General features: G+C 49.5%; 25 protein-coding genes. All 25 read left to right on the top strand.

The annotated features are described in order from the left end of the window. The first annotated feature begins 148 nt into the window (after positions 1 to 148). The 25 genes from rpsL to secY all read left to right on the top strand — a co-directional run bounded on the left by rpsL (position 149) and on the right by secY (position 12,971). Complete coding sequence (rpsL, locus tag AB3175_RS09405) at positions 149 to 520, top strand: 30S ribosomal protein S12 (RefSeq protein WP_367360688.1); 372 nt, start codon at positions 149 to 151, stop codon at positions 518 to 520. Between the two features lie 15 nt (positions 521 to 535). Then, on the top strand, positions 536 to 1,006 hold the full coding sequence (rpsG, locus tag AB3175_RS09400; protein ID WP_367360687.1) for a 30S ribosomal protein S7: 471 nt from the start codon (positions 536 to 538) through the stop codon (positions 1,004 to 1,006). A 143-nt stretch (positions 1,007 to 1,149) separates the two neighbouring features. Next, positions 1,150 to 2,343, top strand: a complete 1,194-nt coding sequence (gene tuf / locus AB3175_RS09395; protein WP_367360686.1) for an elongation factor Tu — start codon at positions 1,150 to 1,152, stop codon at positions 2,341 to 2,343. Positions 2,344 to 2,388: 45 nt separating this feature from the next. Next, a complete protein-coding gene (rpsJ, locus tag AB3175_RS09390; RefSeq protein ID WP_093882010.1) occupies positions 2,389 to 2,697 on the top strand; it encodes a 30S ribosomal protein S10 in 309 nt (102 codons plus the stop codon). 101 nt (positions 2,698 to 2,798) lie between these two features. Continuing rightward, the gene (gene rplC / locus AB3175_RS09385; protein WP_367360685.1) at positions 2,799 to 3,428 is read left to right on the top strand and encodes a 50S ribosomal protein L3; all 630 of its coding nucleotides are present in this window, start codon (positions 2,799 to 2,801) and stop codon (positions 3,426 to 3,428) included. 27 nt (positions 3,429 to 3,455) lie between these two features. Continuing rightward, positions 3,456 to 4,079, top strand: coding sequence for a 50S ribosomal protein L4 (rplD, locus tag AB3175_RS09380; RefSeq protein ID WP_367360684.1), 624 nt, complete (start codon positions 3,456 to 3,458; stop codon positions 4,077 to 4,079). Then, entirely contained in the window at positions 4,079 to 4,363 is a 285-nt protein-coding gene (rplW, locus tag AB3175_RS09375) for a 50S ribosomal protein L23 (protein WP_367360766.1), read from the top strand. Before rplD ends, rplW begins: the two co-directional genes overlap by 1 nt. 17 nt (positions 4,364 to 4,380) lie before the next feature. Continuing rightward, positions 4,381 to 5,202: a 50S ribosomal protein L2 gene (gene rplB / locus AB3175_RS09370; protein ID WP_367360683.1), complete on the top strand. Its 822-nt coding sequence runs from the start codon at positions 4,381 to 4,383 to the stop codon at positions 5,200 to 5,202. Positions 5,203 to 5,205: 3 nt separating this feature from the next. Next, positions 5,206 to 5,487 (top strand): 30S ribosomal protein S19, encoded by a 282-nt coding sequence (gene rpsS / locus AB3175_RS09365; protein ID WP_367360682.1) that lies wholly within the window; start codon positions 5,206 to 5,208, stop codon positions 5,485 to 5,487. Between the two features lie 54 nt (positions 5,488 to 5,541). Continuing rightward, positions 5,542 to 5,874 carry a 50S ribosomal protein L22 gene (gene rplV, locus AB3175_RS09360; protein WP_367360681.1) on the top strand — a complete coding sequence of 111 codons (333 nt, stop codon included), beginning with the start codon at positions 5,542 to 5,544 and terminating at the stop codon, positions 5,872 to 5,874. 18 nt (positions 5,875 to 5,892) lie between these two features. Continuing rightward, positions 5,893 to 6,543, top strand: a complete 651-nt coding sequence (rpsC, locus tag AB3175_RS09355; RefSeq protein ID WP_367360680.1) for a 30S ribosomal protein S3 — start codon at positions 5,893 to 5,895, stop codon at positions 6,541 to 6,543. Positions 6,544 to 6,598: 55 nt separating this feature from the next. Continuing rightward, on the top strand, positions 6,599 to 7,021 hold the full coding sequence (rplP, locus tag AB3175_RS09350) for a 50S ribosomal protein L16 (protein WP_367360679.1): 423 nt from the start codon (positions 6,599 to 6,601) through the stop codon (positions 7,019 to 7,021). After that, on the top strand, positions 7,011 to 7,208 hold the full coding sequence (rpmC, locus tag AB3175_RS09345) for a 50S ribosomal protein L29 (RefSeq protein WP_367360678.1): 198 nt from the start codon (positions 7,011 to 7,013) through the stop codon (positions 7,206 to 7,208). Before rplP ends, rpmC begins: the two co-directional genes overlap by 11 nt. Further along, positions 7,205 to 7,462, top strand: a complete 258-nt coding sequence (gene rpsQ / locus AB3175_RS09340; RefSeq protein ID WP_367360677.1) for a 30S ribosomal protein S17 — start codon at positions 7,205 to 7,207, stop codon at positions 7,460 to 7,462. The genes rpmC and rpsQ overlap by 4 nt, the downstream gene beginning before the upstream one ends. Before the next feature lie 34 nt (positions 7,463 to 7,496). Then, a complete protein-coding gene (gene rplN / locus AB3175_RS09335; RefSeq protein ID WP_367360676.1) occupies positions 7,497 to 7,865 on the top strand; it encodes a 50S ribosomal protein L14 in 369 nt (122 codons plus the stop codon). A gap of 69 nt (positions 7,866 to 7,934) precedes the next feature. Beyond that, positions 7,935 to 8,255: a 50S ribosomal protein L24 gene (gene rplX / locus AB3175_RS09330; protein WP_367360675.1), complete on the top strand. Its 321-nt coding sequence runs from the start codon at positions 7,935 to 7,937 to the stop codon at positions 8,253 to 8,255. An 11-nt stretch (positions 8,256 to 8,266) separates the two neighbouring features. Further along, a complete protein-coding gene (rplE, locus tag AB3175_RS09325) occupies positions 8,267 to 8,806 on the top strand; it encodes a 50S ribosomal protein L5 (RefSeq protein WP_367360674.1) in 540 nt (179 codons plus the stop codon). A 40-nt stretch (positions 8,807 to 8,846) separates the two neighbouring features. After that, on the top strand, positions 8,847 to 9,032 hold the full coding sequence (locus AB3175_RS09320) for a type Z 30S ribosomal protein S14 (protein WP_367360673.1): 186 nt from the start codon (positions 8,847 to 8,849) through the stop codon (positions 9,030 to 9,032). Positions 9,033 to 9,056: 24 nt separating this feature from the next. After that, the gene (gene rpsH / locus AB3175_RS09315; protein ID WP_367360672.1) at positions 9,057 to 9,458 is read left to right on the top strand and encodes a 30S ribosomal protein S8; all 402 of its coding nucleotides are present in this window, start codon (positions 9,057 to 9,059) and stop codon (positions 9,456 to 9,458) included. A 54-nt stretch (positions 9,459 to 9,512) separates the two neighbouring features. Beyond that, positions 9,513 to 10,052 carry a 50S ribosomal protein L6 gene (rplF, locus tag AB3175_RS09310; RefSeq protein WP_367360671.1) on the top strand — a complete coding sequence of 180 codons (540 nt, stop codon included), beginning with the start codon at positions 9,513 to 9,515 and terminating at the stop codon, positions 10,050 to 10,052. Between the two features lie 52 nt (positions 10,053 to 10,104). After that, the gene (gene rplR / locus AB3175_RS09305; protein ID WP_367360670.1) at positions 10,105 to 10,470 is read left to right on the top strand and encodes a 50S ribosomal protein L18; all 366 of its coding nucleotides are present in this window, start codon (positions 10,105 to 10,107) and stop codon (positions 10,468 to 10,470) included. A gap of 41 nt (positions 10,471 to 10,511) precedes the next feature. Then, positions 10,512 to 11,006, top strand: a complete 495-nt coding sequence (rpsE, locus tag AB3175_RS09300; RefSeq protein WP_367360669.1) for a 30S ribosomal protein S5 — start codon at positions 10,512 to 10,514, stop codon at positions 11,004 to 11,006. A gap of 18 nt (positions 11,007 to 11,024) precedes the next feature. Beyond that, entirely contained in the window at positions 11,025 to 11,219 is a 195-nt protein-coding gene (gene rpmD, locus AB3175_RS09295) for a 50S ribosomal protein L30 (protein ID WP_367360668.1), read from the top strand. Further along, on the top strand, positions 11,219 to 11,662 hold the full coding sequence (gene rplO / locus AB3175_RS09290) for a 50S ribosomal protein L15 (RefSeq protein ID WP_367360667.1): 444 nt from the start codon (positions 11,219 to 11,221) through the stop codon (positions 11,660 to 11,662). The genes rpmD and rplO overlap by 1 nt, the downstream gene beginning before the upstream one ends. A gap of 1 nt (position 11,663) precedes the next feature. Continuing rightward, positions 11,664 to 12,971, top strand: coding sequence for a preprotein translocase subunit SecY (gene secY / locus AB3175_RS09285; protein ID WP_367360666.1), 1,308 nt, complete (start codon positions 11,664 to 11,666; stop codon positions 12,969 to 12,971). Positions 12,972 to 12,987 lie beyond the last annotated feature (16 nt).

Raw genomic sequence — 12,987 nt, 5'->3', positions numbered from 1 at the left:
TGCCGACGATGCAGTCGAATCCGCTGAAATCGAAGAGAATGATCAAGGTGGCGAGAAATCTCTTGACATGCACGCAACGAATTGATAGTTAACCAAACTTTTCTTAGTCAAATTATTTTTGCTTGAAGTACAGTTTACTGGAGGGGTAATGCCTACGATTAATCAGTTGGTTCGCAATGGGAGATTGCGGGCTGCAAAAAAAGCATCAACGCTGGCTCTGGCAGGGTCTCCGCAGAGGCGCGGGGTATGTGTCCGGGTATACACGTCGACACCCAAAAAGCCCAATTCCGCGTTGAGGAAAGTGGCCAGGGTCCGCCTGACCAGCGGCTATGAAGTGACTTCTTACATCCCGGGGATCGGCCATAACCTTCAGGAGCATTCCGTCGTGCTGGTTCGCGGTGGGCGTGTCAAAGATCTTCCCGGTGTGAGATATCATATTGTCCGCGGGACCCTTGACGCGGTCGGCGTTCAGGACAGAAAACAGGGGAGATCAAAATACGGGGCTAAAAAGCCAAGTTAGAACGGGGTTCTGATTATGCCAAGAAGAAGAGAGATTGCGAAAAGGGTGATCCTGCCGGATCCGAAATACAAGAATGTCCTCGTGGCAAAGTTCGTCAACAACCTTCTGAAGAAGGGGAAGAAGAGCGTTGCCGAGTCCATCCTTTACGGTGCTTTTGATATCATCGAGAAAAAGGCGAAGGAATCCCCCGTGGAGCTGTTTGAAAGGGCCGTCAACAATGTGAAACCCGTCATTGAAGTCAAGTCGCGGCGGGTGGGAGGATCGACGTATCAGGTCCCCACAGAGGTGGCGTCATCGCGAAGAGTTGCCCTTGCCATCCGCTGGATCATCTCCAACGCGACCGACCGGTCTGAAAAAACGATGAGGGAAAAACTGGCCGGTGAATTTATGGATGCAGCCAATAACCGGGGCGGGTCAATCAAAAAGAGAGAAAGCGTGCATAAAATGGCAGAGGCGAATAAGGCTTTTGCCCACTACCGCTTCTAGATATTTGCAGAAGGCTGATGTCGATCAGCCTTTCGTTGATGCAGGAACCGGAAAAAAATCTTTGGGCTTCGCAGCAGGCGGGACCTGAAGGATCAAGGATGATACTTATTCAAGAGAATTATAAAGATTAAGGAGGTCGGAGGATGGCTAAGAAGAAATTTGAAAGGACAAAGCCGCACTTGAATATTGGAACCATTGGACATGTCGATCACGGAAAAACCACTTTGACGGCAGCGATCACAAAGTGGCTTGCAAAAAAAGGCTTCGCCGAATTCCGGGCCTTTGATTCCATCGACAATGCGCCGGAAGAAAAAGAAAGAGGCGTTACGATCAACATCTCCCATGTGGAATATCAGACGGACAAACGCCACTACGCCCATGTGGACTGTCCGGGGCACGCCGACTATATCAAGAACATGATTTCCGGTGCGGCTCACATGGACGGGACGATTCTCGTGGTTGCCGCTTCAGACGGCCCCATGCCGCAGACCCGTGAACATATCCTTCTTGCAAGGCAGGTGCAGGTTCCCTACATCGTGGTTTACATGAACAAGGTAGACCTCGTCGATGACCCGGAGCTTCTTGATCTCGTTGAGCTGGAGTTGAGGGAACTGCTGAACGAATATGAATTTCCCGGAGATGACATTCCCATTATCCGAGGGTCGGCGCTGAAGGCCCTGGAAAGCGAAAGTGCGGAAGATCCCGACGTGAAAACCATCTATGAACTGATGGACGCCGTCGATAATTATATCCCTGAGCCGGAACGCGCTCTGGATAAACCATTTCTCATGCCTGTCGGGGATGTCTTTACCATTTCCGGTCGTGGAACCGTTGTCACGGGAAGAGTGGACCGGGGAATCGTCAAAACCGGTGAGGAAGTTGAAATCGTCGGGATCCGTACGACACAGAAGACCGTTTGCACAGGCGTGGAGATGTTCCGCAAGACCCTGGATGAGGGAAGAGCCGGTGACGATGTCGGCTTGCTGCTGCGCGGCATCAAGCGGGAGGATGTTGAAAGAGGCCAGGTTGTCGCCAAACCGGGTTCCATTACCCCGCATACGAAGTTCATGGCTCAGGTGTACGTTCTGACCAAGGAGGAAGGCGGTCGGCATACCCCGTTCTTCACAGGCTATCGTCCGCAGTTCTATTTCAGGACCACCGATGTGACCGGTGTGGCGAAGCTCCCTGAGGGTGTCGAGATGGTTATGCCTGGCGACAATGTGGAGATGGAAGTGACCCTGATCACGCCTATTGCCATGGAAGAGCAGCTGCGGTTTGCCATCCGGGAGGGTGGAAGAACCGTCGGTGCCGGCGTTGTCAGTAAGGTCATTGAATAAGCAATTGAATGAAATACTTGATGAGATATTGGGTCGAACGAGGACATGAAAGATCAGAAAATTAGGATTCGTCTAAGAGCGTACGATTATAAATTACTTGATCGTTCGGTAGAGGAGATTGTGGAGACAGCGAGGCGTACAGGCGCTCGAGTGGCGGGCCCTGTGCCGCTTCCGACGGAGATCAACAAGTACTGTGTGAATCGTTCCCCGCATGTCGACAAGAAATCAAGAGAGCAGTTTGAGATAAGAACGCACAAACGATTGATTGACATTATAGAGCCAACGCAATCAACGGTGGATGCCTTGATGAAACTGGATTTGTCGGCTGGCGTAGATGTGGAAATAAAGGCTTAGATTCCAAGCAGGCGGCGGACGGGACTCTCCGGACAGGCGGTATCGTTGGTAGTCGGGCAACAAACGTTTAAAAAATACACGTAGATGATAAAGTGGATCTGATGAAAAAGATGATCATTGGCAGAAAAATCGGGATGATGCAGGTATTTGCCGAGGATGGGGCTGCCGTTCCGGTGACGGTCGTTGAAGTTGAACCATCGGTGGTTACTCAGAAAAAAACGGTCGATACAGACGGGTATGACGCGGTTCAACTTGGTTATGGCAGAATGAAGCAGAACAAGGTGACGAAGCCGTTACAGGGTCATTTTAACAAGGCGAACAAGGGATATTTCCGCGTCTTGAAGGAAATGCGTTCAGACTCGATCGATGACTATGAATTGGGTCAGGAAATTACGGTGGAGGCGTTCAGCGTCGGCGAGAGCGTGGATATAACGGGAACAACAAAGGGAAAAGGGTTCGCCGGAGTCATCAAACGCCACGGTTTTGGTGGAGGAAGGGCGACGCATGGGTCGATGTTTCATCGGGCCCCTGGATCCATAGGCGCCAGCGCGTACCCGTCGCGGGTTCTTAAAGGCAAAAAGCTGCCCGGGCAAATGGGCAACAAGCAGAAGACGGTGAAGAATCTTATGATCTGGAGCATCCGCTCTGAAAAGAACCTGATCATGATCAAAGGAGCCGTGCCCGGTGCGCGAAACGGCTATCTATTCATAAAACAGTCTGCAAAGGCGTGAATGTTTGCTATTTGAGGGGAATTGAAGATGTTGGTTGCTGAAGTATTTGACATAAGTAAAAATAAAGTGTCTGAGATCGAGCTTGATGATGCCGTGTTTGGTGCCGAAGTTAATGATGCGGTGATTTATGACGTGGTGAGAATGCAGATGGCGTCACGGCGCTTGGGTACGGCAGCGACCAAAGGTAGAAGTGATGTGAGTGGCGGCGGTAAGAAGCCCTGGCGGCAAAAGGGTACCGGGCGGGCGCGCGCGGGAACGAGCCGGTCACCCATCTGGCGGGGCGGAGGAATCGTCTTCGGGCCATTGCCGAGAGAATATAAGCATAAAGTTTCCAAGAAGGTGCGAAAGAGTGCGTTGCGGTCCGTACTGACCATGAAGTATCAGGGGCAGAAGCTGGTCGTCCTGAAGGAGTTCCCGCTGGAAGAGATAAAGACCAAGAAGTTTCAGGAAGTCGTTGATCGGTTTGGATTGAGGAAAGCCTTGTTTGTAACGGACGAGCGCAATGAGGTCCTGGAAAAATCTTCCAGAAATATAGAAGGGATCAAGATGATAAGGTCCGAAGGCATTAATGTTTATGATGTCCTGAATCATGAGCACCTTGTCATTCTGGAGCCGGCAGTCAAGAAATTGGAAGGGGCGCTGCTGTCATGATGGAAATGCATTCGATTATTAAGAGAATGTTGGTCACTGAAAAAAGCACCATCGAAAAGGAAGAAAAAAATAAGTATTTCTTTGAAGTGGATCCCAGGGCGAACAAGATAGAGATTCGCAGGGCCGCGGAGAAACTTCTGAAGGTGGTCGTTGATGACGTGCATGTCATAAATGTTAAGGGCAAGAAGAAAAGAATGGGCCGGACGATGGGGAAGAGAAAAGACTGGAAAAAGGCGGTCGTAACGCTTGCCCCGGGAAATTCGATTGACATATACGGTGTATAGAGAAGGGATAGAGACGGATGGCGATCAGAAAATATAAACCAACCTCACCAGGGAGAAGATATCAGACCTGCTCGACGTTTGAAGAGATTACATCGGATTCACCGCAAAAGAGTCTTCTGAAAACAATTAAAAAGACAGGCGGTCGAAACAATTTAGGACGAATAACGAGCAGACACGTTGGTGGCGGGCATAAGCGGCGCTATCGATTCGTCGATTTCAAACGGGAAAAGCTGGATGTGCCCGGCAGAATCGCGTCGATAGAGTATGATCCGAACCGGTCCGCCAGGATCGCCTTGGTCAACTACGAAGATGGAGAAAAGCGCTATATTCTTGCCCCGGCAAAAGTCGAACTTGGAGAAAAGGTTTTAAGCGGCGAGAAGGCGGATATAAAAGCAGGCAATGCCCTGCCCTTGAAAAACATTCCCCTTGGATCTCTTATCCACAACATAGAATTGAAGGTGGGGAAGGGCGGTCAGCTCATAAGAAGCGCCGGAACGTATGGGCAGTTAATGGCGAAAGAAGGAAATTACGCTCAAGTAAGACTGCCCTCGGGTGAAGTGAGAAAAATCTTCATCAATTGCCGTGCCACCATTGGTCAGGTCGGAAACAACGATCATGAAAATATCAGCATCGGAAAAGCGGGACGGACACGATGGAGCGGTAAAAGACCCAAGGTCCGGGGTGTGGTCATGAATCCGGTTGATCATCCGATGGGTGGCGGTGAAGGAAGGTCTTCCGGGGGAAGGCATCCGTGCACTCCCTGGGGCATACCAACAAAGGGGCATAAAACGCGAACCAATAAGGATACAGATAAATACATCGTAAAGAGAAGGGGATAGGAAGTGGCACGATCAATCAAAAAAGGTCCGTTTGTTGATGAAAAGCTTCTTGATAAGGTCAGTAAGGCTGTTGCTTCAGGGAATAAAAATGTCATTAAAACCTGGTCGCGCCGGTCAACAATAACCCCTGATTTGATAGGAATTACCTTTGCGGTGCACAACGGAAAGAAATTTATACCGGTCTTCGTGACAGAAAACATGGTCGGCCATAAACTGGGTGAGTTTGCACCCACGAGGATATTCTTCAGTCATGCAGGTGACAGAAAATCGAAAGTGCGGAAATAGGAAATTGGTTATTTTGACAGAACCGACAAAGAAAAGATCGTAGAGACGGAAAATATGGAAGCGAGAGCAGTAGCAAAATACATAAGAATGTCACCCCAGAAGGCGAGGCTGGTTGTGGATCTGATCCGCGGCAAAAGGGTGGAAGATGCAAGGGAGATTCTGACCTATTCTCAGAAGCGGTCCGGCGAAATTGTGGGAAAGGTTCTAAAATCGGCGATTGCGAATGCTACACAGAATCCGAACATAGACGAGAAAATTCTCTTCGTGAAGGAAGTGCTCGTCGATCAGGGACCATCATTGAAGAGATGGCGCGCCAGGGCCCAGGGCCGAGCTGCATCAATCAAAAAAAGGATGAGTCATATTACCGTTATACTTGACGAAAAGTAACGAGTGGGAGGTGCTAGATTGGGGCAGAAGGTTAATCCTGTCGGTCTGAGGCTGGGAATCAACAAGAACTGGAATTCCAGGTGGTATGCCGATAAGAATTATCGGGAGATGCTGTATGAGGATCTGGCAATCCGCCGGTATCTGAAGAAGAAGCTTTATCACGCGGGCATTTCCCATATTGACATCGAAAGAGCGGTCAATAAGGCCAAGGTAAATATATATGCGGCGCGTCCCGGGATCATCATCGGGAAAAAGGGTGCCGAGATTGAAAAGCTGAAAAAAGACCTTGAGAACGTATCGACGAGCGAGATCATCATCAATATCCTTGAAGTACGGAAACCCGAGATTGATGCGCAGCTTGTCGCCGAAAATATTGCAATGCAGCTGGAGAGAAGAGTCGCCTTTCGAAGGGCCATGAAAAAGTGCGTCCTCACCGCGCTGAAATTCGGTGCGAAGGGTATTCGGGTCAGTTGTTCGGGAAGATTGGGAGGGGCTGAGATGTCACGGACCGAATGGTACCGCGAAGGAAGAGTCCCGTTGCATACACTGAGGGCGGATATCGATAGCGGCTTCACGGAAGCGAAGACGGCCTACGGACAGATCGGCATCAAGGTCCTGATCTTTCACGGAGAAGTCCTGCCGGGGAAGAAGGAACTGGAACGGCCATAGGATCCGCCAAGTTCTAACATAAAACCATGCAGAAAAGAACAGAGGGATAAGTTCCATGTTAATGCCAAAAAGAGTTAAATATCGAAAGCTGCAGAGAGGACGCAGAACAGGAACTGCAACACGTGGCAGCAAAGTATCCTTTGGAGATTACGGACTTCAAGCCGAGGAATGCGGCTGGATTACGGCTAGGCAGATTGAAGCGGCCAGAATTGCCATCACGCGTCATGTCCGCAGAGGCGGAAAGATATGGATACGGATATTTCCTCATAAATCGATAACGAAGAAACCAGCCGAAACGAGGATGGGAAAAGGAAAGGGTGCGCCGGAGGAATGGGTGGCGGTCGTCAAGCCGGGAACGGTGCTCTATGAGATGCAGGGAGTTTCAAAGGATGTGGCAAGGGAAGCTTTCCGGCTTGCATCACATAAACTTCCAATAGGAACGAGGTTTCTTGCTAGGGAGTTGTCAGATGAAGGCTAAGGAATGGAGAGACAAAAGCCTTGATGAAATAAGGCAGAAGAAGAACGAGCTGGTTGAGGAGCTTTTTAACCTGAGAATGCGCAGTGCTTCAGGGCAACTTGAATCTACGGCTGCATTCGGAAAGATCAAGAAGGATATCGCCCGGGCAAAAACGATATTGCGGGAAAAGGGGGTTAAGGAGCATTGAAAGAACGGGGTAAGAACAGAACAATCAAAGGGGTTGTCGTCAGTAACAAGATGGACAAAACCATCGTCATTCGAGCCGAGCGCCTTGTGAAGCATGCTGTTTTTCATAAATACACAAAAAGGCACACAAAATACCTTGCTCATGATGAAAGAAATGAATGTCAGGTGGGAGATACCGTGATCATCATGGAGTCGCGCCCGCTCAGCAGATTGAAGAGATGGAGAATGCTCAATATCGTCGAAAAGGCGAAGTAGATCGAAAATACGGGAAGGTTGATGGAGTCGCGTTATGATACAGATGCAAACGGTGCTTAATGTGGCCGATAATTCCGGTGCTAAGAAAGTCGCCTGCATTAAAGTGCTAGGGGGCTCGAAACGAAGGTATGCCGGCGTGGGTGACGTCATAGTTGTGGCTGTAAAGGAAGCCATGCCGAATTCGAAGGTCAAGAAAGGCGATGTCATGAAAGCCGTCATCGTTCGAACGGCAAAAGAGGTCAGACGTCCGGATGGATCTTATTTGAAGTTCGATGACAATTCTGCCGTTCTGATCAGCAACCAGATGGAGCCCATTGGAACAAGAATATTCGGCCCCGTAGCAAGGGAACTCAGGGCCAGGCAATTTATGAAGATTATATCACTGGCGCCGGAAGTGCTCTGAAACTCGGGATCTTGAAATTGCGCTGTTGATGATAGGCATAACCGCGGACGAGAAGATGGAGAATAGGAAATGCAAGTGAAGCATTTGAAAAAAGGCGACCTGGTCAAGGTCATCGCAGGAAAGGAAAAGGGGAAAACCGGAAAAGTCCTGACGGTGCTCAAGGATAATAACAGGGTCGTCATAGAAAAGCTTAACATGATAAAAAGGCACCAGAAAGCCAATGCAATGGGAAAAGGCGGCATCGTGGAGAAGGAGGGGCCGATTCACGCATCGAATGTAAGCATTCTGTGCGGAAAGTGTAACAAGGAAACAAGGATCGGCATCAAGATTTTCGAGGACGGGAAGAGAGTTCGGATTTGCAAAAAATGCAGTGAAATATTGGATGTGTAGGTAGTGGAGACATGGCGAGATTAAAGGAGTATTATAAAAAAGAAGTCGTTCCTGCTCTGATTTCACAGTTCGGATACAGCAATCCCATGCAGGTTCCGGTGATGAAGAAGATTGTGGTAAACATGGGGCTGGGTGAGGCGATACAGAACGTGAAGATTCTTGACACAGCAACCGGGGAGCTGGAACTGATTACGGGTCAGAAGGCTGTTATTACGAAAGCCAAGAAGTCGATTGCTACGTTCAAACTGAGAAAGGGCATGTCCATCGGATGCAGAGTCACGTTGAGGCGTGAGCGAATGTATGAGTTTTTCGATCGGTTCATTAACGTGGCCCTTCCGCGGATTCGCGATTTCCGTGGGGTATCCCCCAATACGTTCGACGGCCGTGGAAATTTTTCGATCGGTGTAAAAGAGCAGATCATCTTTCCTGAAATTGAATACGATAAAATAGAAAAAATTCGAGGAATGAATATCGCCATCGTGACGAATGCCGCCACAGATGAGGAAGCAAGGGCGCTTTTGAAGCATATGGGAGTTCCTTTCAGAAGTTAAAGAAAACAGCTAGGGAAGAGAAATAACCGGAGGAGTCGGAGTGGCAAAAAAATCCTTGATAGCGAAGGCAAAAAGAGAGCCGAAATATTCTGTGAGAACCTACAATAGATGTGCGATATGCGGCAGGCCAAGGGCATATTACAGGAAATTTGGTATGTGCAGGATATGTTTGAGGCAGTTATCGTCAAAAGGCGAAATTCCCGGCGTGATTAAATCCAGCTGGTAGTCAATATATTTAAGGAGTAGGTATATGGGGATGACCGATCCGATCGCAGATATGCTCACAAGGATAAGAAATGCAAATCGAGCACGTTTCAAGAGTGTCGAGGTGCTGCATTCAGGGATCAATCTGAACATAGTGAAAGTGTTAAAGAAAGCCGGGTATATTGGCGGATATGACATCAAAAAGAACGAGAAGGGCTTCGACGTTCTTAATGTCTATCTGAAATATCCCGACAGCAAGACGACCATCATTCAAGACATCCAGAGGGTCAGCAAACCAAGCAGACGGATCTATGTCAAGCGGGATAAGATTCCAAAGGTGCTCAACGGATACGGTGTCGCCATCATATCCACATCGAAGGGTGTGATTACAGACAAAGAGGCCAGGGAAAAGAACGTCGGTGGCGAAGTGCTCTGCAAGGTCTGGTAGGAAGCATAGGAGTTGGTGATAGGGTAGCAGAAGGATAACGACAGGAGAGTTATCATGTCAAGAATTGGTAAAAAACCTATAGAACTGCCGGCGAAGGTAACATGTGAGCGCACGGTAAACACAATAAAAGTTACCGGTCCGCGCGGTGAATTGGCGGCCATTATACCGGAACGGATCGATGTTGTCATGGAGCCCGGGAAGGTCGTGGTGAACAGGCCTTCAAACAGCAGGCAGGACCGGGCGTATCACGGACTGGTAAGAACCCTGATACAGAATATGGTTACTGGTGTGAATACCGGTTATGAGAAGAATCTTGAGATCGTGGGTGTTGGATACAAGGCGGAGGCGGACGGGAAAAATCTTAAATTGACCATCGGCTTTTCGAGTCCTGTAATCTATACCGTGCCCGAGGGGATCGATTTCAGGATCGAAAAGCAGACAGCGATTATCCTGTCCGGAATCGACAAGGAGCAGGTGGGAAAGGTTGCTGCTGACATCCGCAGAATTAAAAAACCCGAACCCTATAAGGGAAAGGGAATCAAATATGCCGGTGAGGTAGTAAGACGCAAGGTCGGGAAATCTGTAGGGGCATGACGTCTAAAGTAAAACAATACAATTTATATCGGTAATACGGCGAGGTAGAAAGTTGGCGTCGAAAAAAGTTCAGGAAATCAGGAAGAAGAGAAAATCTCGGGTTCGTGCAAAGATCAGCGGTACGACCGAGAGACCGAGGCTGGCAGTCTTCAGGAGCGCGAAGCATATTTACGTGCAAGCCGTGGACGACAATGTAGGGAAAACGATTGCGCAGGCCTCTACAATTAATGAAGAAGTAAAGAGCAAGGTGCTTGAAGCGAAAAAGGTGGACGCGGCCAAAGAGGTTGGACGGGAAATATCCAGGAAACTTCAGGCTATGGGGATACAAGAGGCCGTGTTTGACCGCTCATGCTACCTGTATCATGGAAGAGTGAAGGCATTAGCTGACGGTGCCAGGGAAGAAGGGTTAAAATTTTAGAACAAAAATTCATTTTCTATTCATCTTGAAGGGATTGATCATTGGATAAGAAAGATTTCGGTGAAGTTGAATTTCTGGACAGGGTCATCGCGATCAACAGGACTGCGAAGGTCGTGAAAGGTGGAAGGCGATTTCGATTCAGTGCGATTGTCGTTGTGGGTGACGGCAACGGGTCTGTCGGCGCCGGCTTGGGAAAGGCGCACGAGGTTCCTGAAGCCATCAGAAAAGGCATGGAGCAGGCCAAAAAAAGCATGACGAGAATCGAAGTCGAAAGAGGGACCATACCCTACGAAGTTATTGGCAAATTCGGGGCGGGGCGCGTGCTTCTGAAACCGGCATCCGAAGGAACCGGGTTGATTGCGGGTGGAGCCGTCAGGGCAGTGCTGGAAGTAGCCGGAATCCGAAATATCCTTACAAAATGCTTAGGCTCTCACAATCCGCATAACCTTGTTAAGGCAACTCTTGAGGGACTGCGTCGATTGGACAGCCCGGAAAGGATTGCTTCTCTGCGCGGCAGGACCGTAGCGGAACTATAGAATTAAGGGGACGGTACATTGACTAGGAAACTGAAGATAACGCTCAAGAAAAGTATGATCGGGAGACCTTCCAAGCAGAGGGATATCCTTAGGGGCATGGGACTTTTGAAGATCAACAAGGCGGTCATCCTAAAGGACAGTCCTGAAATAAGAGGTATGGTGAACAAGGTGAGTCATCTTGTGATTTGCGAGGAACTTGAGGGAGGGGAATAATGGATCTCAGTCAATTAGCGCCGCCTGCGGGTTCGAGGAAAAAGAAGAAGAGAGTCGGCAGAGGAAACGGTTCCGGACACGGCGGGACAGCCTGTAAAGGCCACAAAGGCCAGAATTCAAGGTCCGGCGGTGGTGTCAGAGACGGATTCGAAGGCGGACAGATGCCCTTGACGCGGCGTTTGCCAAAAAGGGGATTCCGGAGCAGGCTCTGCAAGGATATCGCTACGCTCAATCTTGATAAGCTGAATGTCTTTGAGACCGGCATGGTCATCGATGTGGATCAGCTGAGGAAAAGCGGGCTGATTAAGAATTCCGCGAAAAACGTCAAGATTCTTGGATGCGGAGAAGTTGATCATCCTTTGACGGTGAAAATAGCGATGATCAGTACAGGGGCACGAACGAAGATTGAAGCGGCAGGTGGATCGGTTATCGAGGTAGTCTGATTTGATAGACGGCTTAAGAAATATCAATAAAATACCGGAGCTACAAAAGAGAATTCTCTATACGCTTTTGATGCTGTTCGTATATCGAGTCGGGGCGCATATTCCAACTCCCGGAATAGATACGGCGGCGTTGATGGCCTTTTTCGAGCAGGCAAAGGGATCGCTGCTGGGGCTCTTTGACATGTTTGCCGGCGGAGCGTTGAGTAACCTGTCCGTCTTTGCCCTCGGGATCATGCCGTACATCAGTGCTTCCATTATTCTTCAACTCCTTACCGTGGCCATTCCTCATCTCGAGCGGCTGTCAAAGGAAGGCGAGGCGGGCCGAAGAAAGATCACCCAGTACACCCGGTATGGAACCGTCGGACTGAGCATCATCCAGGGATTTGGAATATCCGTTGGACTGGAGAACATGGCCGGTCCCACGGGGGTGTCAATCGTTCTTCAGCCCGGCTGGGGATTCCGGTTAATGACCGTATTGACCTTGACGGCCGGTACGGCGTTTTTGATGTGGCTCGGAGAACAGATTACCGAAAAGGGTATAGGAAACGGCATCTCCCTGATCATCTTCGCCGGCATCGTCTGTCGGGGACCGGAAGCGATCATCAATACGTTCCGTCTCTTATCGACGGGTGAGATGGGGTTTTTCCTGATCATTATCCTGATTGTCATGATGATCAGCGTCGTAGGGACCATCGTGTTCGTTGAAAGCGGGCAGAGACGAATTCCCGTGCAATATGCCAAGAGGGTTGTAGGTAGGAAAGTATACGGAGGCCAGTCGACGCACCTGCCTCTGAAAGTGAATACGGCAGGGGTCATTCCGCCGATCTTCGCCTCTTCCATCATCATGTTTCCCGCCACGATCGCGAATTTTATCCCGCATCCGTGGATGAAGGCCGTGGCGGATGCATTAATTCCGGGAAGAATAGGCTATGAACTTTTATATGTGGGATTTATCGTCTTTTTTTGCTATTTTTACACAGCTGTAACATTCAATCCCACCGATGTAGCCGAAAATATGAGAAAGTACGGCGGATATGTCCCGGGAATCCGACCCGGGAAGAAAACGGCGGAATACATAGACGATGTCTTGACCCGGTTGACGTTCAGTGGCGCCATTTACGTGTCTGCCGTGTGCGTCCTGCCAAGCATCCTGATCGCGTATTTCAACGTACCGTTCTATTTCGGAGGTACGGCGCTGCTGATTGTCGTGGGCGTTGCTCTGGACACGGCAGGCCAATTGGAAACGCATCTCCTCACGAGGCAGTATGAGGGATTCCTGAAGAAGGGCAAGATCGCGAGAAGAAGGTAGCGGAGTCGGTCTTGGC

It is taken from the genome of Syntrophus sp. (in: bacteria) (assembly GCF_040768185.1).
In the GTDB taxonomy this organism is placed as follows: domain Bacteria; phylum Desulfobacterota; class Syntrophia; order Syntrophales; family Syntrophaceae; genus Syntrophus; species Syntrophus buswellii.
Note: the sequence above shows the minus strand (reverse complement) of the source record. Positions and strands in the feature narration are given on the sequence as shown.

Bases quoted from the DNA above. Each gene is read 5' to 3' on its own strand.
- rpsL (WP_367360688.1), top strand. From the start codon at position 149: ATGCCTACGATTAATCAGTTGGTTCGCAATGGGAGATTGCGGGCTGCA.
- rpsG (WP_367360687.1), top strand. From the start codon at position 536: ATGCCAAGAAGAAGAGAGATTGCGAAAAGGGTGATCCTGCCGGATCCG.
- tuf (WP_367360686.1), top strand. From the start codon at position 1,150: ATGGCTAAGAAGAAATTTGAAAGGACAAAGCCGCACTTGAATATTGGA.
- rpsJ (WP_093882010.1), top strand. From the start codon at position 2,389: ATGAAAGATCAGAAAATTAGGATTCGTCTAAGAGCGTACGATTATAAA.
- rplC (WP_367360685.1), top strand. From the start codon at position 2,799: ATGAAAAAGATGATCATTGGCAGAAAAATCGGGATGATGCAGGTATTT.
- rplD (WP_367360684.1), top strand. From the start codon at position 3,456: ATGTTGGTTGCTGAAGTATTTGACATAAGTAAAAATAAAGTGTCTGAG.
- rplW (WP_367360766.1), top strand. From the start codon at position 4,079: ATGGAAATGCATTCGATTATTAAGAGAATGTTGGTCACTGAAAAAAGC.
- rplB (WP_367360683.1), top strand. From the start codon at position 4,381: ATGGCGATCAGAAAATATAAACCAACCTCACCAGGGAGAAGATATCAG.
- rplV (WP_367360681.1), top strand. From the start codon at position 5,542: ATGGAAGCGAGAGCAGTAGCAAAATACATAAGAATGTCACCCCAGAAG.
- rplP (WP_367360679.1), top strand. From the start codon at position 6,599: ATGTTAATGCCAAAAAGAGTTAAATATCGAAAGCTGCAGAGAGGACGC.
- rpmC (WP_367360678.1), top strand. From the start codon at position 7,011: ATGAAGGCTAAGGAATGGAGAGACAAAAGCCTTGATGAAATAAGGCAG.
- rplN (WP_367360676.1), top strand. From the start codon at position 7,497: ATGATACAGATGCAAACGGTGCTTAATGTGGCCGATAATTCCGGTGCT.
- rplX (WP_367360675.1), top strand. From the start codon at position 7,935: ATGCAAGTGAAGCATTTGAAAAAAGGCGACCTGGTCAAGGTCATCGCA.
- rplE (WP_367360674.1), top strand. From the start codon at position 8,267: ATGGCGAGATTAAAGGAGTATTATAAAAAAGAAGTCGTTCCTGCTCTG.
- rpsH (WP_367360672.1), top strand. From the start codon at position 9,057: ATGGGGATGACCGATCCGATCGCAGATATGCTCACAAGGATAAGAAAT.
- rplF (WP_367360671.1), top strand. From the start codon at position 9,513: ATGTCAAGAATTGGTAAAAAACCTATAGAACTGCCGGCGAAGGTAACA.
- rplO (WP_367360667.1), top strand. From the start codon at position 11,219: ATGGATCTCAGTCAATTAGCGCCGCCTGCGGGTTCGAGGAAAAAGAAG.